This is a genomic window from Nonomuraea sp. NPDC003707 (assembly GCF_053587055.1).
In genome coordinates this window covers 99679-119256 of record NZ_JBSFNK010000021.1, presented here as the reverse complement: position 1 = coordinate 119256, position 19578 = coordinate 99679, and the positions used below count along the sequence as shown (strand labels likewise).

Genomic DNA, 19578 nt, shown 5'->3' with positions numbered 1-19578 from the left:
GCTTGACGGGGGCGTCAGGTCGTCACAGGGGGATTTACTTGCTCTGGCAGCTCTTCTTGCGGACCTCGCCCCAGACGATCGGGCCCGGCCACTGCATCCGCAGCGCGAAGCACTGCTTCTTGTTGGCGGCTTCCCGGATCTTGTAGATGTACTGGGCGATGCCCGCCGCGAACATCACCTTGCAGGCCAGCTTGATCTTGCTGTTCTTGGACTTGTCGCAGGCCGCGTCGGCCACCTTGACCGCGCCGGCCGCCCCGGCGTACAGCCAGGAGCTGTGGATCTGGCTCGTGAGCTTCTTCGAGAAGATCACCCGGCACATCGCCTTCCACCACTCGCACTGCAGCTTGAGCGCGGGGTCGGCGACCACGGGGTAGGCGGCGCCCGCGTGCTCGACCGTCTGGATGAGCGTCATGCCCTCCACCCGGTACGAGGTCGGCACCGGGTTGCCGTTGGCGTCCTTGGCCCAGGGCAGGTCGATCTCGGCGAGGTAGAAGTCGTTGTTGTAGATCAGGACCGTGCCGTCGTCCTCCTCGACCTCCAGCATGGAGCCCTCAGGAGCGGAGATCGGGAAGCGGTACTCGGTCGGCGCGGAAGCACCGTGGATGACGGTCATCGCGCGGGCGATCTGACCGGTGCGCTGGTGGGCGAAGGTGACGCTGGGCTGCTTGGCGGCGTAGGTGACCAGGCCAGGCAGCGGCTGGCTGCCGGCGCCGTCGGCCTCCGGCATGCCGATGCCGATCTCGTTCTCGCTGACCGACGCCGACAGCGTGTGGTCGGCGTCGGTGGCGGCGGCGAAGGGACGCTGGACGTCGCCTTCGGGGATCACGGTCGGCGGGACGGTCTTGGCCTCCTCGACGATCTCGGGGACGACCTTGGTGAGGGCCGCCAGCGTGGGGTCGTCGTTCGCGAAGGCCGGGGTGCCGGCCACGCTCGCGCCGCTGATTGCCAGGGCGGTGGCTAACGCGGCGATCATCGCCCGAGCGGAAATGCGCATGAATGTCCTTCCACATGCGGAGGGGGATGCACAAACGCCGCAAACGTAAGGATTGTCGGCGTCCAATCGGGTGATCTTGGATTGATGATCGGTAAACGTTTCCCGTCTTACAGATTTCGCCTCTCGACCTGGTACGGAAGGTCCGTTCAAAGTCCCTCGGTCGCGGTGTTCGACCGCGGACGCGACGATCCCGTTGGCGAAGACGCGGAGCAGGTCGACGGTCGATTCCACCCGCTCCTCGGGAACGAGCGGTTCGACGTGCCGGCGGAGGTACTGGCGCATGCGGGCCTCGACGGTGTCGAAGAGAGGACCGATGCTCGGGTCGCCCTGGCGGCCGGGCTCGACGGACCGGGCGCAGCCCCTGGCGTCACCGAAGTGAGCACCGAAGTAAGCACTGAAGCGGGACACGGTCCGCGTGAAGCCGCCTGTCCCGATCACTCCACGTTCGCGAGCTCGCTCTCGAAGCGCCTGCGCAGGGCGTCCTTCTCGGGCTCCGGCAGCCAGCACGCCTCCACCCCGGCCAGCGCCATCGCCCGCAACCGCTCATCCGGTACGGCGAGCTGCTCGGAGAGGATCCGATACTCGTTCGCCAGCGACGTCGGGAACATCCCCGGGTCGTCGGAAGCGGGGATGACGTTGAGCCCGGCCTCCAGCATCGCCGCGATCGACGCCCGCCGCCACGGCCGCCACGAGCGCCGCGACGTGGTCGAGATGACGGTGAACGGGATCTGCTCGTCCCGCACCCTGGCGACGACCTCGTCGTCCTGGAGCACGAAGTAGCCGTGGTCGATCCGGTCGCAGCCGAGCACGTCGAGGCAGGTGACCGTGTTGACGGCGACGGGCGCGTGCTCGGAGGAGTGCGCGGTACGGCGCAGCCCGGCCGCACCGGCGAGCCGGAAGGCGGCCTCGAACCGCTCCGGCGGCCCGGCGGTCTCCAGGTTGTCCAGCCCGATCCCCGCCACGTAGTCGTGCGGGTTGTCCACGACCGTGCGCACCCAGGAGAGCGCCTCGTCTCCCGACCTGCTCCGGTCGACGGCCGCGATGAGCCGGCCCGACATGCCGAAGTCGCGTTCGGCCATCCTGATGCCCTCGGCGTACGCCTCGACCACCGTGGCGTAGCCGAGCTTCTCCTGATGCTCGGTCAGCGCGTCGAAGGAGACCTCGAGATGCCTGGTCGCGCTGGTCTGGTGGGCGTCCTCGAACGCCTCGTAGGTGATCCTGGTGAGATCGTCGGCGTCGCGCAGGACCTGCAGAACCCACGAGGACACCTGGAACAGCGAGTAGGAGACCTCGGGCTCGTCCGCGCTCCTGCCCTGCGGGACCGGGATCCGGGTGTCCAGGTAGAGCGCAGGGTCCGGCGGCAGCGAGTTCACGTCCGCGTAGATCCGCTCGGGCGTGTCGGGCAGGTCGAGCCCCTCCCGCCGGGCCAGCGCGGCGAAGGTCGAGGCGCGTACGGTGCCGATGAGGTGGCAGTGCAGATCGACCTTGGGCATCAGGTCAAGGTTCACTTGCCGGCCACCTCGCGGGTGAAGCGGTCGACCCAGGTGGTGCGGGTGTCGACGAGCTGGGCGGGGTCGAGGGTCTTGAACCCGGCGGCCACCGGGTCCTTCGCCGCCTCGCCCGTCACCTTGGCGATGTCGGCCGGGACCTCGGCCTTCGGGTTCGTGGGCAGGTCACCGGCGGCCTTCGCCATGGCGCTCTGCGCCTCGGCCGACAGCATGTAGTCGATGAACTTCGCCGCGCCCTGCGCGTTGCGCGCGCCCTTGGGGATCATCGCCCGGTTGGTGGCCATGTAGCGACCCTTGGCGGGCGCCGTCCAGGCGATCGGCTCGCCCGAGGTGACGAGCTTGGTGGCGAAGCCGCTCAGCGCGTCGGCGGCGACGATCTCGCCCTGGGTCAGCAGGTTCGTGACCTCGGTCGAGGAGGTGTAGAACTGCAGGACGTTCGGCGCCCAGCCGGACAGGGTCTTCAGCGAGGTGTCGATGTCGTAGGGGCCCTTGCCGTACGACTCACCCACCCCCGAAATCATGAGTTGTCCGGCGGTCACCGAAATATCGGGAAGCGCGACCTTTCCCTTGTTCGCCGCGTTCGCGAACAGCTCCCAGTCGGCGGCCTGCTTCTGGCTGAGCTTGCCGGTGTTGTAGATGATCCCGTTGAGCTGGTGCGTGTAGGCCGGCCCCTCGTAGGAGCCCTCGGTCGCGAACGGCGCGAGCTGCTTCATGTTGGGCACGTCGACCTTCTGGAAGAGGCCGTCCTTCTGCCCGAGCGCGGCGAAGTAGTCGGAGATCAGCACCACGTCCGCCTCCGGCTCACCCTTGGCGAGCTTCAGCTTCGACAGCCGGTCGGAGTTGGACCCGGTGTCCAGCTCGACCTTGATCCCGGTCTGCTTGCTGAACGGAGCGACGACCGCCTGCTCGAACTCCTTCACCCCGAAGGGGAAGGTGCTGACGACGATGGTGTTCTGATCGGCCTGCTTCTCGGCGGAGCCGGAGCCGGAACATCCGGCTGCGGCGAGCACCGTCAGAGCAGCGGCCAGTACGGCGCGGCGCGTGGGCATGGGGTCGTTCCTTCTTTCAGCGGGGGAGTGGAACCAGATGGTCTTCGGGCGCGATCACCGTGACGGCCGATCCGGGCGTCAGGGCAGCGCCGCTGCGTACGTCGGCGAGCAGCCTGACGGTCGCGCCCGACGGGTCGACCACGTCGAGCGAGACCAGGAGGTCGACGCCGCGGAAGGCCACGTCGACCACCGTGCCGTCGAGGCTGTGACCAAGGCCGGCGCCCTTCTCCGCGATGCGCAGATGCTCGGGCCGGATGGTCAACGGCGTGCCGTCGGCCGCGGTGAGGAAGTTCTCGTAGCCGAGGAACTCGGCCACGAAACGGTCGGCGGGACGGGGGAAGACCTGCTGGGGAGTGCCCTGCTGCACGATCCGGCCCTCGTTCATGATGACCATCTCGTCGGACATCTCCAGCGCCTCGTCCTGGTCGTGGGTGACGAGGATGACGGTCAGCTTCGTCTCCGCCTGGATGCGCCTGATCTCGGCCCGCATCTGGACGCGCAGGCGGGCGTCGAGGTTGGACAGCGGCTCGTCGAGCAGCAGGAGCTTGGGCCTGATCGCGATCGCCCTGGCCAGTGCCACCCGCTGCTGCTGCCCGCCGGAGAGCTTCTTCGGCTTGCGGTCGGCCAGGTGCGCGAGCCCGACGAGGTCGAGCGTCTCCATGACCCGCGTACGTCTCTCCGCGGCCGGCACCTTGCGCAGCCTGAGCCCGTACCCGACGTTGTCGGCCACCGTCATGTGCGGGAACAGCGCGTACGACTGGAAGACCATCCCGAGATCGCGCTTCTCCGGCGGCGTGCGCGTGCTGTCGACCCCGTCGATGCGGATCGTCCCCGACGTCGGGGCGGAGTAGCCCGCGATCATCCTGAGCGTGGTGGTCTTGCCGCAGCCGCTCGGGCCCAGCAGCGTCGTCAGCCTCCCCGCCGGCACGGCGAGGTCGATCTCGTCGACGGCGGTGAAGGAGCCGAACCTCTGGGTGACTTTGATCAGCTCGGCGGCGGCGGTCATTGGTTGATCCCTCCGAAGATCTTGGCGAATCCGACCGTGCGCTCGGCGATCACCGCGATGACCACGGTGGCGGCCAGGATGAGGGTGGAGGCGGCGGCCACCATCGGGTCGTACGACTGCTGCACGTAGTCGAGCATCGTCACCGGCAGCGTCCGGAAGTCGCGGCCCTGCAGCAGCAGCGACAGCGGCACGTTGTTGAACGACGTCACCATGCTGAGCAGCCCGGCGGAGAAGATGCCCGGACGCAGGACGGGCAGCGTCACGTTGAAGAACGCGCGCAGCGGCGAGGCGCCGAGACCCCGGGCGGCCTCCTCCAGCGCGGGGTCGGCCAGCGCGAGCGAGGCGCCGGTCACGCGCACCGCATACGGCAGCATCAGCGCCGTGTGCCCGACCAGCAGGGTGCTGAAGTTGTCCAGGTCCAGGCCGACCATCAGCTGCTGGAACAGCGCGAGGCCGACGACCAGCTCCGGGACGATGAGCGGCGACAGGAACAACCCCTCGACCAGGCCCTTGCCGGGCAGCTTGCCACGGTGGACGGCGAGCGTGACGGGCACGCCGAGCACCAGCGCGAGCGCGGTGGCGAGCACGGCGAGCTCCAGGCTGGAGACCGCGGCCTCGATGAACGGCTCGTAGCCGAGCGCCTCGTCGAACCAGCGCAGCGAGATCCCGTCGGGCGGGAACCTCAGGGTGCTTCCGGCGGTGAAGGCCGTGGCGACCACGAAGATGATCGGCACGATCATGATGACGTAGCCGATGACCGCGAGCGCCGCCGTGATCGGCCGCTTCATGAGGTGGCCCCCTTCCGCCCGATCAGCGAGGACAGCCCGGAGACCAGGAAGACCAGGACCGTCATGATGAGCGCCGTCGCCGAGGCGGAGGCCCAGTCGACCGTGGTGCTCGCGTAGTTGAACAGCTGCGTGGACAGCATCCGCTGGCTGGACCCGCCGAGCAGGTAGGGCGTGGTGTACGCGGTGACGGACCCGGCGAAGACCAGGGTGGCGGCCACCACGATGCCCGGCATGGTCAGCGGGATGACGACGTTCCACATCGTCCGGATCCGGCTCGCGCCGAGCCCGCGCGAGGCGTCGTCCAGGCCGGGATCGACCTGCGCGACGGCCGAGTAGCAGGAGATGATCGCCAGCGGCAGGAACAGCTGGGTGAGGCCGAGGACGATCGCCAGCTTGGTGTAGAGCAGCTGCGGCGCCACGTCGACGATGCCGAGCTGGACGAGCAGCCGGCCGAGCGCCCCCTTGGAGCCGAGGATCACCAGCCAGCCGAACGTCCTTACCACGTTGCTCAGCATCAATGGGAAGATCGCCACTGCCAGGAAGACCCCGCTCCAGCGTGACGGCGAGCGGGCGAGCCAGTAGGCGATGGGGAAGCCGAGGACGACGCAGATGATCGTGACAGCCAGGGCCAGCCCGACCGTGCGCCCGATCACCTCCAGGTCGTACGGATCCGTCAGCATCCTGCCCAGACGCGTGAAGATCTCGCTGGTCGGCACGTCCGGGGGCGCGAAGAGCATCGCCGCGGAGGGGATGAGGAACCCCGCGACGAGAAGGACGAGACCAGGCACCAGCAGAAGGGCCGATTTGGGGGAGATGTCGGCGTCCTTTCTCCGTGGCGTACGCTTTGGGTGGAACCGGTTACGGAACCGGTTGCATGAGCCTGACCATAGATTATGAGCGGCCTGTCGCACAAACCCCTGTGTGAAATCCGTGTAACGACTCAAGGAGGATCAGTGCCGACACTCGCGGACGTCGCCGCGCTGGCCGGGGTTTCCAAGGCGACGGCCTCTCGCGCCCTGGGCCGGCCGGACCTGGCCGCCCCGGAGACGGTGGCCCGCGTCCGCGCAGCCGCCGAGCAGCTCGGATTCGTCCCCAACCGGGCGGCCACGCAGCTCGCCCGCGGGCGGACCGGAGTGGTCGCCGTCGTGGTGCCCACGCTCGACAACACCTTCTTCACCCCGATCATCGGCGGCGCCCAGGCGCGCGCGGCCGACTCGGGCATGCAGCTGACCATCGCCGTGCACTCCCTGGAGCACGCCGCCCAGGTCGCCGCGGTCGAGCAGCTCGCGCACCAGGTCGACGGCTTCCTGCTCACCGCGCCCCGGGGTTCGGACGAGATCGTCCGCGCCGCCGCGTCGTTCAAGCCGACCGTGCTCATCGACCGCGAGATCGAGGGCATGACCTCGGTGGTCGCCGACACGGCCACCGCCTTCGGCACGCTCGTCACCCGGTTCGTCGAGATGGGCCACGAGCGCATCGTCTACGTCGGCGGCCCGGCGGGCTCCTGGCAGGACCGCCAGCGCCAGGCGGCCATCCGCGCCGCGGCCGGGCCGAGCGGCGCGACGCTGACCATGCTCGGCCCCCACCCCTCGACGTTCGCCGCCGGGGTGGAGACGGCGGAGGCCGTGATGGCCGCCCGCGCCACCGCCGTGGTCCCGTACGCGACCTCGATCGGCCTGGGCCTCATGTTCGCCCTGCTCCACCGCGGGGTCCGCGATGTCGTGGTCAGCTCGGAGCGCATGATCGTCGAGAGCCTCGGCCTGGGCGACGTCCCCGCGATCGACGTGGACGGCGAGAAGCTCGGCGAGGTGGCCATGGACCAGCTCATGGCCCTCCTCGGGGAGCGCAGGGAGCCGTCACCCACCACCCGCCGCCTCACCGTCCCGATCAGCTGACCGAAAGGTGTAACAACGGGCGGGTTGCGGCCACTTCGTGGTGTCAGAAGAACGCATCCCGAACGAAGGGGCTGGGCGGTGTCAGATGATGAGCACCGGTTCACCGGCATGTACGACGAATGCCGACAACGGGTGTGGGCCTACGTCGTGAGCCGCGCGGGCCGCCAGGTGGCGGACGAGGTGGTGAGCGAGACGTTCGCGATCGCCTGGCGGCGATTGGAGGACGTGCCCGAGCCGGCGCTGCCGTGGTTGCTCGGCGTCGCCAGGAACGTCCTGCGCGACAACGTCCGAGCCGAGGTACGCCGCGAGGCGGTCGCCGCGGAGTTGCGGGCCTGGGCCGAGGGCGACGTCGCCGAACACGTGACCGAGCGGATGGGCGTGCTGCGCGCGCTGGCCGCCGTGCCCGAGGACGATCGGGAGATCCTCGTCCTGGTCGCCTGGCACGGGCTGTCGCCGAAGGAGGGCGCGCGGGTCGTCGGCTGCTCGTCGGCGGCGTTCCGCGTACGGCTGCACCGGGCGCGCAAACGGCTCAAGCAGGCCATGGAGGCCACGGACGCCGGCCCACGGCGCGAACCCCTGCCCCACGTGCGGAGCCTCAACGAGGAGTGGTCATGAACCCCGTCGACGAACTCCGGGCCGCCCGGCCCGCCGACCTCGGAGACCGCCCGATCGACTCGCGCACCAGGGCCGCCGAGCTCTCCCGCGCCATGTCCCAGCCCCGGCCGGCCCGGCGCGGGCGCAGGCCCGTGCGGCACGTATGGAGCCTGGGGCTCGCCGGAGCCGCGGCGGCCGTCACCGCCGTGGCCGTGGTCGTCGCGACGAACGGCACGGCGTCCACGGCACGAGGCCCCGACACCCCGGCGAGCACCCGGCAGGCGGTGACGCTGTCGGCCCGGGAGGTGCTGCTGGCCGCGGCCGCGCGGGCGGAGCGGCAACCGGAGGGCAAGGGCGAGTACTGGCACACCGTGTCGGTGCGCCGGACCCTGTTCGCCGCGGCCAAGGGCGGCTACCGGGTGCTCGACCAGCGGCGGGACGAGGGCTGGACGCCCAGCGCCACCGGCCCGGACCAGAAGCAGTGGGGCCGCATGCAGTCTCTCGGAGCCCGCCCGGCCACCGAGGAGGACCGGCAGGCGTGGGAGCGGGCCGGGTCGCCCACCTCCATCGAGGTCACGGTCCCCAGGAAGCCCAAGCCCATGATTCTGAAGACGTCGCCGGGCCGGGCCATGACCGGCCGCAGCCCGCTGACCGACGGGGACAAGGTGTTCTGGCTGGGCCGCAACGTCTCGGTGAAGGACCTGCGCGAGCTGCCCCGTGACCCGGACCAGCTCAAGAAGCGACTCCTGAGCTGGAAGGGTCGTGACAACGACGTGCCGATGCAGGGTGATGCGTGGCTGTTCGTGATCAGCGCTGGGTTGATCATGGACATGCCGGTGACGCCCGAGGTGCGCGGTGCCGCGTTCCGGATGCTGGCCGAGCTCGGCGACGTACGGGTCATCGAGAACGTCACGGACGCCGAAGGGCGCACGGGCACGGCCGTGGCGATCAACGAGCCGACCTTCGACGGCGGCGTCACGGAGCACCGGCTGATCATCGACGAGGCGACCGGGCAGGCCCTGGCGAGCGAGTACGTCGCGGTGAAGCCGCGCGGCCTCCAGGCCGGCTTCGAGCCCGGCACGATGTGGAACTCCATCGCGGTGGTCAAGGCGGACTGGACGGACGACAAGCCCGAGTGACCGTCACAGGTCGGAGCGGCCGGCCCAGGCCGGCCGCTCCTCCCGTCCGGCATCGGTGCTCTCCTCGGGGAAGTGGCAGGCGACGCGATGCCCCGCGCCGGTCAGCGCCGGCTCCTCGACGGCGCACCGCTCCCGGGCCTTCCAGCAGCGGGTACGGAAGCGGCAGCCCGACGGCGGGTCAGCCGGGCTGGGCACGTCACCGGCGAGCACGATCCGCCTCCGCTCGCCCCGCTGCGACGGACACGAGATCGGCACGGCCGAGATGAGCGCCTTGGTGTAGGGATGGGCGGGTCGTGCGAAGATCTCCGCCCGCTCGCCCTCCTCCACGATCCGGCCCAGATACATGATCGCCACTCTGTCGCACAGATGCCGCACGACCGACAGGTCGTGCGAGATGAACAGGCAGGCCAGGCCCAGCTCGCGCTGCAGCTGGGCGAGCTGGTTGACGACCTGCGCCTGGATCGAGACGTCCAGCGCGGAGACGGGCTCGTCCAGCACCAGCACGCGCGGGTTCAGGGCCAGCGCCCTGGCGATGCCGACGCGCTGGCGCTGGCCGCCGGAGAACTCGTGCGGATAGCGATTGGCGTGCTCGGGCGACAGGCCCACCAGCTCCAGCAGCTCGCCGACCCGTTCCCGGCCGCCGCGGCGGTAGCGGCCCTGGGTGCGCAGCGGCTCGGCGACGATCTCGTGCACGGTCAGCCGCGGCGACAGCGACGAGTACGGGTCCTGGAAGACGATCTGGATCTCGCCGCGCAGCGGCCGGAGCTCGGCATGCGACATGGCGGCCAGGTCGCGCCCGCCGTACAGGATGCGGCCGGAGGTGGGCTCGGCCAGGCGCACGACGAGCCGGCCCGTCGTGGTCTTGCCGCAGCCGGACTCGCCGACCAACCCGAGGGTACGGCCGGAGCGCAGCGCCAGGTCCACGCCGTCCACGGCCCGGACCGCCCCGGTGCGCCCGCGCAGGATCCCGGTACGGATCGGGAAGTGCTTGACCAGGCCCTCGACGGCCAGCACGGGTTCGCTCACACCGGCTCCTCGTGGAAGTGGCAGGCCGACAGGTGACCGGCGGCCACCACGACCGGCTCGGGACGTTCGGCCCGGCAGGCGGCGCGGCCGGCGGCCAACGCGCAGCGCGGCTCGAAGGCGCAGCCGGGCGGCGGCGCCAGCAGGTCGGGCGGGCTGCCCGGGATCGGCACCAGGTCCACCGTCGCCGGCTCCAGACGGGGGCGGCCGGCCAGCAGGCCGCGCGTGTAGGGGTGGCGGGGCGTGGCGAAGACCTGGTGCACGTCGCCGTGCTCGACGACGCGGCCCGCGTACATGACCGCGACCCGGTCGGCCAGCTCGGCGATCACGCCCAGGTCGTGGGTGATGAGCACCGCCGCCGCGCCGGCCTCCCGCCTGGCCGTGTCGATCAGGCCGAGCACCTGGGACTGGACGGTGACGTCCAGCGCGGTCGTCGGTTCGTCGGCGATGAGCAGGTCGGGCTCGTTGGCCAGGGCCATCGCGATCATCGCGCGCTGGCGCATGCCGCCGGAGTACTCGTGGGGGTGCCGGCCGTACCGGGCGGCGGGGTCGGCGACGCCGACGGAGGCCAGCAGCTCCAGTACACGGGCCCGCACGGCGGCGCGGCCGAGGCGCGGCTGGTGCAGCCTGATGGCCTCGGCGATCTGGGCGCCGACCGGGACGACCGGGTTGAGCGCCGTCATCGGGTCCTGGAAGATCATCGCGATGCGGCTGCCCCGGATCCGGCGCAGCCGGCGCGCGGGCAGGGCCAGCAGGTCCTCGCCGTCGAAGCGGACGCTGCCGCGCACCACCCGCCCCGGCGGGCGGACCAGGCCGAGCACGGACATCGCGGTGACGCTCTTGCCCGAGCCGGACTCGCCGACCACGCCGAGGATCTCGCCCGGCCCCACCTCGAGGCTGACTCCGTCGACGGCGCGTACCACGCCGTCCCGCGTGCGGAACTCGACCGCGAGATCGTCGACCGTGAGCAGCGGCGTCATCCGCGGGCTCCCTTCGGGTCCACGGCGTCGCGCAGGCCGTCGCCGACGAAGTTCACGGCCAGCACGGTCAGCGCGATGGCCAGGCCGGGCGGCAGCCACAACCACGGCATGGTCTGGATGAGGGTCAGGTTCTGGGCGTCGGTCAGCATGTTGCCCCAGCTGGCCCGCGGCGGCCGTACGCCGAGGCCGAGGAAGGACAGCACCGCCTCCAGCAGGATCATCTGCGCCACCAGCAGCGTGCCGGCCACCGCGACCTGCGGCAGGACGGCGGGCAGCACGTGCCGGCCGATCACCGTCAGCCGCCCGGCCCCGAAGGCGCGCGCCGCCTGGACGTACTCCCGCTCGCGCAGCGACAACGTCAGCCCGCGCACCACGCGGCAGGCGGTCGGCCAGTTGCACGCGGCGAAGACGAGCACGAGCATCACGGCGCCCGGCCCGAGCACGCCCGCCAGCACGACGATGACGACCAGCGACGGGAAGGAGAGCACCACGTCGGCGGCGCGCATGACGACGGCGTCGACCGGCCCGCCGAACATGCCGGCCAGCGCGCCGAGCAGCGTGCCGAAGGCGACCGCCGCCAGCGACGACAGCAGGCCGACCAGCAGCGAGACCCGGCCGGCGTGCACGAGCCTGGCGAACACGTCGCGCCCCGAGGAGTCGGTGCCGAGCAGGTGCGCGGCTGACGGCGGCTCGCGGAAGGCGGCCAGGTCCACCGCGTTCGGGTCGTGCCCGGCCACCAGCGGCGCGGCCAGCGCCAGCACGCCGACGGCGGTCAGGAACACGGCTCCGGCCAGCGCCATGCGGTTGCGCCGGAAGCGCCGGGCGGCGAGCGAGCGGGGCGAGGCGGGGGCGACGGTCGTGGTCATGACAGGCTGATCCTCGGGTCGGCCACCGCGTAGAGCAGGTCGGCGGCGAGGTTGCAGACCAGGACGAGCACCGCGACGAACATCGCGAACCCGATCACCACCGGGTGGTCGAGCTGGCCGATCGAGCTGACGGCGAGCTGCCCCATGCCCGGCCAGGCGAAGACCTGCTCCACGGCGACCGCCCCGGCCAGCAGCTGCGGGATGGAGATCATGACGACGGTGATGAGCGGGACCAGGGCGTTGCGCAGCGCGTGCCGCATCAGCACCCGGCCCGGACCGGCGCCCTTGGCCTCGGCCGTGCGCACGTAGTCGGCGTCGAGCTCCGCCAGCAGCCCGGCGCGCACGTACCGGGTGAACGGCCCGGCGATGGACAGCCCGAGAACGGCCGCGGGCAGCACCAGGTGGGCCAGGATGTCGGCCGCGCCGCCGTCGCCCGGTGTGGACATGCCGGACGACGGCACCCAGCCGAGCCGCAGCGAGAAGAGGTAGATCGCGGCGATGCCCAGGAAGAAGCTGGGCACCGAGATCGCGCCGAGGCCGGCCACGGTGGTGGCGTGGTCGACCGCGGTGTCGCGCCGGATCGCGGCCAATGTGCCCGCCGCCACCGCCAGCACCAGGCCGATCGCCAGGGCGGTGCCCATGAGCAGCACGGTGGGACCCGTCCGCTCGCCGAGCACCTCGGCGACCGGGCGGCGGCTGACGAAGGAGTGGCCGAGGTCACCGCCCAGCACGTCACGCAGCCAGATGCCGTACGTGACCAGGACCGGCCTGTCCAGACCGAGTTCGGCGCGTTTGGCGGCGACGAACGCCGGGCCGCCCGAGGCCAGTCGCTCGGGGTCGACCATCATCCGGACCGGGTCGCCGGGCGCGGCGCGGACCAGGAGGAACACGCCGACGCTGATGAGCAGGAAGACGGCGGCGTTGGTCAGGAGCCGGCGCACGAGGTAGGCGAGCATCAGCCGGCCAGCGTCCACTCGTCGGCGTTCCAGAAGCCGGTGGTGAAGTCGCCGCTGGGCTTGAAGCCGCGCAGCCGCGAGCCGGTGGCCCACAGGGTGTCGGGGTTGTACAGCCACAGGTACGGGACCTGGGCGTTGTCCTTGCTCGCGGCCTCCTGGTAGAGCTTGGCGCGCTGGTCGCGGTCGGTGCGGGCGTCGGCTCGGGCGGCGAGGGTGTCTAGCGACTCGTCACAAAAGTTACTGACATTTCCCCCGCTGGGGTAGAAAGCGGCGCAATTGATGATCGTGACGCTGCTGGAGGGGTCCACGGCGTAGCTGCCGCCGCCGAAGAGCGCCAGGTCGAACGTGCGCTTCTCGTAGGACTCCAGCAGTTCGGCCGCCTGCACCTGCCTGAGCTCGACGGTCATGCCCACCGCGCTCAGCGCGCCCTGCACCACCGTGGCCGTCACGTCGCGGTCGCGCTGGCCGGGGATCCACGACAGCGTCACCTTCTGGCCGGCCTTCCAGCCCGCCTCGGCCAGCAGCGACCTGGCCCTGGCCGGGTCGTAGGCGTACTCCTCCAGCGTGCCGGGCAGCGCCCAGGGGGTGACGAACGAGGAGTTCTGCACCCGGCCGCGGCCGGCCAGGAGCTTGGCGACCAGCGCCTCGCGGTCGATCGCGTGGAGCATCGCCCGCCGTACCCGGGGATCGGCGAAGCGCTTGTCGCTCTGGTCGACCGCGATCCTGATGAAGCCCGGGCTCGCCTTCGCCGAGACGGTGACGCCCTTGAGCCCCTCCACCGCCCGCAGGTCGGTGGGGGAGATCTGGACCAGGTCCATCTCGCCGGTGCCGAGCTGCGCGGTCGCCACGTCCGAGCCGATGGGTTTGAGGAAGATCCTGGGGATCGCGACAGGCTTGCGGTAGTGCGGGTTGGCGGCCAGCTCCACGTACTGGTCGGTCTTGTAGGTCACGAAGGTGTACGGGCCCATGCCGACCGTCGGGTGGTTGAAGAAGGTGCTGCCGGCGATCTTGTCCACCGGCTCCATGCCGAGCACGTGCTCGGGCAGGATGAAGGCGAACGGCCCGGCGATCAGGCTGAGGAAGCCGACGTTCGGCCTGGCCGGCCTGATCACGAACGTGGTGTCGTCCGGGGCCTCGAAGGCGGCCCCGGCCAGCTTGCCCGCCATCGCGCTGCCGCTCTTGGCGTCGGCCAGCAGCTTGTAGGTGAACAGCACGTCTTCGCTGGTGAACGGCATGCCGTCGCTCCACTTCAGGCCCGCGCGCAGGTGGAAAGTGATCCGGTCCTCGTCCACCTCCCAGCGCTCGGCCAGGCGCGGCGCGTAGGCGTAGGAGTCGTCGACGGTCAGCAGGTTGTCGAAGATCAACGTCATGACCTGCTGGTCGGGGCCGGTGGGCGGGTCCAGCGGGGAGAATCGCTTGGGCTTCTGGTACAGGTGGATGTTGATCGCGTTGTGCGCGGAATCCTGGGCGGGGGAGTCGGCCGGGCCGGAGCAGCCGGCGGCGAGCATGAGGACGACGACGGCCAGCGCGCCTGACAGGCGGTTCAGGGGAGCCTCCTGAAAGGATCGTGCACATTGAGTGACGATAAAAATACTTACAGTAATATAGGCTCGACGCAAGCGGGCGGGGCTTGTGTAACGTTCCACTGAGTCCTCGGACTGGACTCCGACGACCGCGCGTTGCCCGGGTCGTTCCGCTTCGACGGGCGGACCCCGGCGATCGCGTCGGCGGGCAGGGCTGGCCCAGCGGCCTTGATGTTCTCCTCCAGGTGGGCGACCTTCGCTTGAGCGTCAGGCGCCTTCGCGGTAGAGATCGGCGAGCAGGGCGACGGCGGCGTGCGTGGCGGGGTGGGGGTCGTGCCGCCGCCAGATGAGATGGACGGGTACGGGGTCGGCGTCGCGCAGGGGGCGGTAGGTGATGCCGTCGCGGCGGTACTGGTTGGCGGTGGCCTGCGGGGTGACGCCGACGCGGCGGCCGGTGGCGATGGCGGCGAGCCAGTCGTCGATGTCGTGGGTGTACTCCGTCGCGGGGCGGGCGCCTTCGGGCCACAGGTCCAGGGTGGTGGTGCCGGTGCGGCGGTCGACCACCAGGGTGCGCTCGTGGATCTCGTCCAGGCGGATGCTGCGGCGTCCGGCCCAGGGGTCGTCGGAGGCCAGGGCGAGGTAGCGGCGCTCGTGGCCGACGAGCGCGTGGGCGTAGCGGCGGGTGTCGATGGGGGTGCGGACGACGGCCAGGTCGCACAGGCCCTCGGCGAGACCGCCGGTGGGGGTGTTGTGGCGGATCAGGTGAAGCTCGATGCCGGGGTAGCGGTCGTGCCACCGGCGCTGGAACTCGGCGGTGTGCCGGCCCATGGCGGACCAGGCGTGACCGATGCGCAGCCGGGTGTGGCCGGTGGTGGCCTGGTGGACCAGCTCGTCGGCCTCGGCGAGCAGGTGGCGGGCGCGGGCCAGGACCTGCACACCGGCGGTGGTGGGGGTGAGGGTGCGGCTGGTGCGGTGCAGCAGCCGCACCCCGAGGATCCGCTCCAGCGCCAGCAGGGTGCGGGAGACCGCCGCCTGGGACAGGCCCAGCTCGATCCCGGCGTCGGTGAAGCTGCCGGTGTCGACGATCGCGACCAGGCAGCGCAGGTGCCGCAGCTCCAGCTCCTTACGACCATCCATGCGTCCAGAGTATAGATACGTCCTTGGATGCATTTTGCGTATGCTTCGGCGTACCGGATGGTTGTGCCATGGCACTCGAAGCAGGCACGGAGACGGCCGCTCCCGCGTCGCGGCCGACCCCGACGCGGTGGTCCGGGATGGCGCTGATGGTGGGCAGCGGGCTGTCCAACCAGGTCGGGGCGTCGGTCGCCGCGCTCGCCCTCCCGGTCCTCGGGCCGGTGGGGGTGGTGGCGGTGCGCCAATGGGTGGCCGCCGCGGTGCTGCTGAGCGCCGGTCGGCCGAGGCTGCGCTCGTTCAGTGCCGCGCAGTGGCGGCCGGTGCTGGGGCTGGCCGTGGTGTTCGCGACCATGAACCTGACGCTCTACGCGGCGATCGGCCGGATCGGGCTCGGACTCGCGGTCACCCTGGAGTTCCTCGGCCCGCTCGCCGTGGCGCTGGCGAGTTCGCGCCGCCGTACCGATCTGGTGTGCGCTCTCGCCGCCGCGGCGGCCGTGGCGATCCTCGCCCGCCCCCAGCCCAGCACCGACTACCTCGGCATCGTCCTGGCCCTGGTCGCCGCCGTCTGCTGGGGCTGCTACGTCCTGCTCAACCGCACCGTGGGCGAGCGCCTGCCCGGGCTGCAGGGATCGGCCGCCGCCGCGGCCGTCTCCGGCGTGCTCTACCTGCCCGTCGGCGTCGCCGTCCTGTGGCTCCACCGGCCCACCGCCGGTGCCCTGCTGTGCGCGTTCGCCGCGGGGGTGTTGTCCTCCGCGGTGCCGTTCCTCGCCGACCTGCTCGCGCTGCGCCGGGTCCCCGCCCACTTCTTCGGGATCTTCATGAGCGTCAACCCGGTGTTCGCCGCCCTGATCGGCATGGTCGTTCTCGACCAGCGCCTTGACGCGGCCGCGTGGCTGGCCATCGCCATGATCGTCACCGCCAACGCCGCCGCCGTGGCTCCCAGGCGCTGATCGTCGTACGCCGAGCCGGCCGATCAGGTCGTTGGCCCTGTTCAAGGGGGACTTGTGGCCCTGGGGCGGCGCGGTGGCGCACGGTGGAATGAGGGGAAAGGGGAGAGACATGCGGCAGCTCAGCGCGCTGGACGCGCAGTTCCTCAACTTCGAGACCGCCACCAACGTCGCGAACGTCGGCGGTCTGGCCGTGCTGTACAAGGACCTGTCCAGGAAGAAGATCCAGCGCAGGCTGGCGGAGCGGATGGCCGGGGTGCCGCAGCTGCGGCAGCGCCTGGTCCGCGTGCCCCTCGGCCTGGATCACCCGTACTGGGCCGACGACGGCGAGGTGGATCTGGACCATCACGTCCGGGAGCTCACCCTGCCCCCTCCCGGCGACGACGCGCAGCTGGGCGAGCAGGTGGCCCGCCTGCACGAGCGCCGCCTGGACCGAACCCGTCCCCTGTGGGAGATGTACCTGATCCACGGCCTGGCCGGCGGCCGCTGCGGCATCTACGCCAAGGTCCACCACGCCGCCGTCGACGGGCTGACGGGGGCGGAGGTGCTCGCTGCGCTCATGGATCCCGTGCCCGAAGCCGCCTCGTACGAGCTCGAAGCCCCTCCGGGGCTGTGGCGCATGCTGGCCAGGAGCGCCTGGCACCTTGCGGGGAACCCCGCGCACCTGCTGCGGTTCGCGGGCGAGGCCCTGCCGGTTCTGGACCAGCTCCCCGTCATCTCCCGGCTGCCCGGCGCGAGCGGTGTCGCGCGGCTGATCCGGCGCGCACCCCGGCCTGAGCTGCCGGACATGGAGGCCCCGCACACCCCGCTCAGCGGCCCGGTCTCCTCCCGCCGCCGTTACGCCTTCGCCGAGCTGCCGCTGAAGGAGATCAAACGGGTCAAGAACGCCTTCGGCGTCACCGTGAACGACGTCGTGATGGCGCTCGTGGCCTCCGCGTTGCGGCGCTGGCTGCTGGCCCACGCGGCGCTGCCGGAGATCCCGCTGGTCGCAGGGGTGCCGTTCTCCGTACGCGGCCAGGAGGGTGTGAACGAGGGCAACCAGGTCACCATGATGATCACACAGTTGCCTACCCACGTGGACGATCCCCGCCGGCGGCTCGAACTCGTGAGCGAGGGGATGCGGCAGATCAAGGAACGGTTCGCCCTGACCCCCGCGCGCCTGCTGCGTGACCTGAGCGAGAGCATGCCCGCCGCCCTGAACGGCCTGGCCGACCGCGCCGCGCTTGATCTTCTGGGACGTACGGGGCCGCCTGTCAACGTGGTCGTCTCCAACGTTCCCGGGCCGCAGTTCCCGCTGCGGATCGCCGGGGTCAGGCTGCTGGCGCACTACCCGGTGTCCGTGGTCACCGACGTGAGCGGCGCCGTGAACGTCACGGCCTTCTCCTACAACGGTCATCTCGACGTCGGGTTCACCGCCTGCGGGGAGCTGGTTCCCGACGTGTGGGCCTTTCCCGGCTACCTGCGCGAGGCCCTGGACGAGCTCAGCCCGAGTCCGAGGAGGGCAGGAGCCCGCAGGAAAACCTGAGGGCTCAGAGGCCGTGGATGCGGCGGCCCGTGATGTGGTGCGGGACGATGCGGATGTAGAGGCGACGCTCGCCACCCGCCCACGGGGTGACGTCGGCCCGGATGACCTCGTCCTCGGGCACGTGGTGGGCGGGGCCCTGGACGAGGACGCTCCAGCCCTCCCTCTGGGCCTCGTCGATCCGGTCGACCTGGAAGCCGATCTTGATCTCCACCCCTTCCACGCCGCTGCGCAGGTCCTGGTCCATGGGGCCGCCGTGGGCGGTGCGGAAGACGATGGCGCCGTCGTGGACCTTGTAGTTCACGGGCAGCACCGTGGGCCCCTCCGGACCGTTGAACGCCACCCTGCCGATGCCGCCCGGGGCGACCAGTCGCAGGCACTCCTCGGGTTCGAGGATTTCCAGGACCGCGTCGGCCGAGCCGGATCCGGGGCCGGGCGGGCGATCGCGCCCACCGCCCAGCAGATCTTCGGCCGTCGTTTCGAGGGCCGTGGCCAGGCGGGTCACCGTACCCGTGTCAGGAGTGCCCAGATGGCTTTCGAGGTGCTGGACGTATCCGGCGGACATGTCCGCCCGGTCGGCCACCTGTTCGGTGGTGAGGCCGAGCCGATGACGGTGATAGCTGATGCGACGCGCGAAGTCGCCGGTGCCGGTCATGAGCGTGTCCTCCCTGGTCATGTCCACGAAGCTAGCCAGTCACCCGCGCGGCGGCCAGGGTCCTTCGGCCCTTGCCGGACCGACCTCCGGCCCTGCTGCGGGCGGGCGCGAGCGGGTCGGATGGAGGGTGACGAAGGAGGCGTATCGTGATCATCGTAGGAGCCGACGGCTCGGAGAACTCGCGCGCCGCGCTGGAATGGGCGGCCGACGACGCGTACCGCATGCGGGTGCCGCTGCGGATCGTGCACGCCATGGACCGCTCGCCGTACCAGATCCGCAAGTACCCCATCGACGCTCTCCCCGATGCGCTGCGGCGCGAGGGGCAGAGGATCCTGCGTGAGGCGGAAGTGCTCGTGTGCGCGCGCCAGCTCACCATCGAGGTCACGACCGAGGACCTCGAGGGAACGCCCGCCGAGGTCCTGCGCGAGCAGGCCAAGGACGCCACCGAGGTCGTGGTCGGCAGCCGGGGGCTCGGCGGGTTCACCGGCGCGCTGCTGGGCTCCGTCAGCATGCACGTGGCCGGCCACGTGCCCTGTCCCGTCGTGGTCGTACGCGGCGAGCGGCGGCCGGTGTGCCAGGAGGTCGTGGTCGGGGTGGACGACTCGCCGGCGTGTGAGCCCGCGCTGGCCTACGCCTTCGAGCAGGCGAATCTGCGCGGGAGCGCGCTGCGGGTGGTGCACGCCTGGCAACTGCCGGTGCACGCCTTCGCGCCGGAGATCAGCTACGACATGGACGAGATCCGTACGGCGCAGCATCAGGTCGTCCGCGACCGGGTGAAGATCCTCAGCGCTGACCACCCGGAGGTGAAGGTGGTCGAGGACGTCCAATCCGCCCATCCCGTCGAAGCGCTCACCGACGCGTCCGAGCGGGCGGATCTGCTGGTGGTGGGCTCGCACGGGCGCGGGGCTCTGGGCTCGATGCTGCTCGGCTCGGTCAGCCGGGGTGTCCTGCACCACGCGCACTGCCCGGTGGCGGTGGTCCGCGCCTGATAATCGCCGG

At 71.2% G+C, this 19578-nt stretch carries 19 protein-coding genes; 6 read left to right on the top strand and 13 right to left on the bottom strand.

Going from position 1 to position 19578, the window contains the following annotated elements; translation table 11 throughout:
* Positions 1 to 34 precede the first annotated feature (34 nt).
* From ACWDRB_RS41225 to ACWDRB_RS41200, 6 genes are all read right to left on the bottom strand, one after another.
* On the bottom strand, positions 35 to 994 hold the full coding sequence (locus tag ACWDRB_RS41225) for a hypothetical protein (RefSeq protein ID WP_449903269.1): 960 nt from the start codon (positions 992 to 994) through the stop codon (positions 35 to 37).
* Positions 995 to 1428: 434 nt separating this feature from the next.
* The gene (locus ACWDRB_RS41220; protein WP_449903267.1) at positions 1429 to 2502 is read right to left on the bottom strand and encodes an adenosine deaminase family protein; all 1074 of its coding nucleotides are present in this window, start codon (positions 2500 to 2502) and stop codon (positions 1429 to 1431) included.
* Positions 2499 to 3551 carry a polyamine ABC transporter substrate-binding protein gene (locus ACWDRB_RS41215; RefSeq protein WP_449903265.1) on the bottom strand — a complete coding sequence of 351 codons (1053 nt, stop codon included), beginning with the start codon at positions 3549 to 3551 and terminating at the stop codon, positions 2499 to 2501. Before ACWDRB_RS41215 ends, ACWDRB_RS41220 begins: the two co-directional genes overlap by 4 nt.
* 16 nt (positions 3552 to 3567) lie before the next feature.
* On the bottom strand, positions 3568 to 4557 hold the full coding sequence (locus tag ACWDRB_RS41210; RefSeq protein ID WP_449903263.1) for an ABC transporter ATP-binding protein: 990 nt from the start codon (positions 4555 to 4557) through the stop codon (positions 3568 to 3570).
* Positions 4554 to 5345, bottom strand: a complete 792-nt coding sequence (locus ACWDRB_RS41205) for an ABC transporter permease (protein ID WP_449903261.1) — start codon at positions 5343 to 5345, stop codon at positions 4554 to 4556. Before ACWDRB_RS41205 ends, ACWDRB_RS41210 begins: the two co-directional genes overlap by 4 nt.
* A complete protein-coding gene (locus tag ACWDRB_RS41200) occupies positions 5342 to 6133 on the bottom strand; it encodes an ABC transporter permease (protein WP_449903259.1) in 792 nt (263 codons plus the stop codon). The genes ACWDRB_RS41205 and ACWDRB_RS41200 overlap by 4 nt, the downstream gene beginning before the upstream one ends.
* Before the next feature lie 165 nt (positions 6134 to 6298).
* Between ACWDRB_RS41200 and ACWDRB_RS41195 the strand changes: the two genes are divergently transcribed.
* From ACWDRB_RS41195 to ACWDRB_RS41185, 3 genes are all read left to right on the top strand, one after another.
* Positions 6299 to 7240, top strand: a complete 942-nt coding sequence (locus ACWDRB_RS41195; RefSeq protein ID WP_449903257.1) for a LacI family DNA-binding transcriptional regulator — start codon at positions 6299 to 6301, stop codon at positions 7238 to 7240.
* A gap of 78 nt (positions 7241 to 7318) precedes the next feature.
* Positions 7319 to 7855, top strand: a complete 537-nt coding sequence (locus ACWDRB_RS41190) for an RNA polymerase sigma factor (protein ID WP_350736030.1) — start codon at positions 7319 to 7321, stop codon at positions 7853 to 7855.
* Positions 7852 to 8973, top strand: coding sequence for a CU044_5270 family protein (locus tag ACWDRB_RS41185; protein WP_449903255.1), 1122 nt, complete (start codon positions 7852 to 7854; stop codon positions 8971 to 8973). The genes ACWDRB_RS41190 and ACWDRB_RS41185 overlap by 4 nt, the downstream gene beginning before the upstream one ends.
* Before the next feature lie 3 nt (positions 8974 to 8976).
* Here ACWDRB_RS41185 and ACWDRB_RS41180 read toward each other — a convergent pair whose 3' ends face one another.
* The 6 genes from ACWDRB_RS41180 to ACWDRB_RS41155 form a co-directional block, all read right to left on the bottom strand.
* The gene (locus ACWDRB_RS41180; protein ID WP_449903252.1) at positions 8977 to 9999 is read right to left on the bottom strand and encodes an ABC transporter ATP-binding protein; all 1023 of its coding nucleotides are present in this window, start codon (positions 9997 to 9999) and stop codon (positions 8977 to 8979) included.
* Positions 9996 to 10976, bottom strand: coding sequence for an ABC transporter ATP-binding protein (locus tag ACWDRB_RS41175; protein WP_355199696.1), 981 nt, complete (start codon positions 10974 to 10976; stop codon positions 9996 to 9998). The genes ACWDRB_RS41180 and ACWDRB_RS41175 overlap by 4 nt, the downstream gene beginning before the upstream one ends.
* Positions 10973 to 11842: an oligopeptide ABC transporter permease gene (gene opp4C, locus ACWDRB_RS41170; RefSeq protein ID WP_449903248.1), complete on the bottom strand. Its 870-nt coding sequence runs from the start codon at positions 11840 to 11842 to the stop codon at positions 10973 to 10975. The genes ACWDRB_RS41175 and opp4C overlap by 4 nt, the downstream gene beginning before the upstream one ends.
* The gene (locus tag ACWDRB_RS41165) at positions 11839 to 12816 is read right to left on the bottom strand and encodes an ABC transporter permease (protein WP_449903246.1); all 978 of its coding nucleotides are present in this window, start codon (positions 12814 to 12816) and stop codon (positions 11839 to 11841) included. The genes opp4C and ACWDRB_RS41165 overlap by 4 nt, the downstream gene beginning before the upstream one ends.
* Positions 12798 to 14306, bottom strand: coding sequence for an ABC transporter substrate-binding protein (locus ACWDRB_RS41160; protein ID WP_449903244.1), 1509 nt, complete (start codon positions 14304 to 14306; stop codon positions 12798 to 12800). Before ACWDRB_RS41160 ends, ACWDRB_RS41165 begins: the two co-directional genes overlap by 19 nt.
* A gap of 282 nt (positions 14307 to 14588) precedes the next feature.
* Entirely contained in the window at positions 14589 to 15458 is an 870-nt protein-coding gene (locus ACWDRB_RS41155; protein WP_449903242.1) for a LysR family transcriptional regulator, read from the bottom strand.
* A 68-nt stretch (positions 15459 to 15526) separates the two neighbouring features.
* Between ACWDRB_RS41155 and ACWDRB_RS41150 the strand changes: the two genes are divergently transcribed.
* Both ACWDRB_RS41150 and ACWDRB_RS41145 read left to right on the top strand, forming a co-directional pair.
* Entirely contained in the window at positions 15527 to 16405 is an 879-nt protein-coding gene (locus tag ACWDRB_RS41150) for an EamA family transporter (protein ID WP_449903240.1), read from the top strand.
* Between the two features lie 109 nt (positions 16406 to 16514).
* The gene (locus ACWDRB_RS41145; protein ID WP_449903238.1) at positions 16515 to 17927 is read left to right on the top strand and encodes a WS/DGAT/MGAT family O-acyltransferase; all 1413 of its coding nucleotides are present in this window, start codon (positions 16515 to 16517) and stop codon (positions 17925 to 17927) included.
* A gap of 4 nt (positions 17928 to 17931) precedes the next feature.
* Here the strand turns inward: ACWDRB_RS41145 and ACWDRB_RS41140 are convergent, their stop codons facing one another.
* Entirely contained in the window at positions 17932 to 18600 is a 669-nt protein-coding gene (locus tag ACWDRB_RS41140; protein WP_449903236.1) for a helix-turn-helix domain-containing protein, read from the bottom strand.
* A 125-nt stretch (positions 18601 to 18725) separates the two neighbouring features.
* Here ACWDRB_RS41140 and ACWDRB_RS41135 point away from each other — a divergent pair, with 125 nt between their 5' ends.
* A complete protein-coding gene (locus ACWDRB_RS41135; RefSeq protein WP_350735998.1) occupies positions 18726 to 19568 on the top strand; it encodes a universal stress protein in 843 nt (280 codons plus the stop codon).
* The last annotated feature ends 10 nt before the right edge of the window (positions 19569 to 19578 follow it).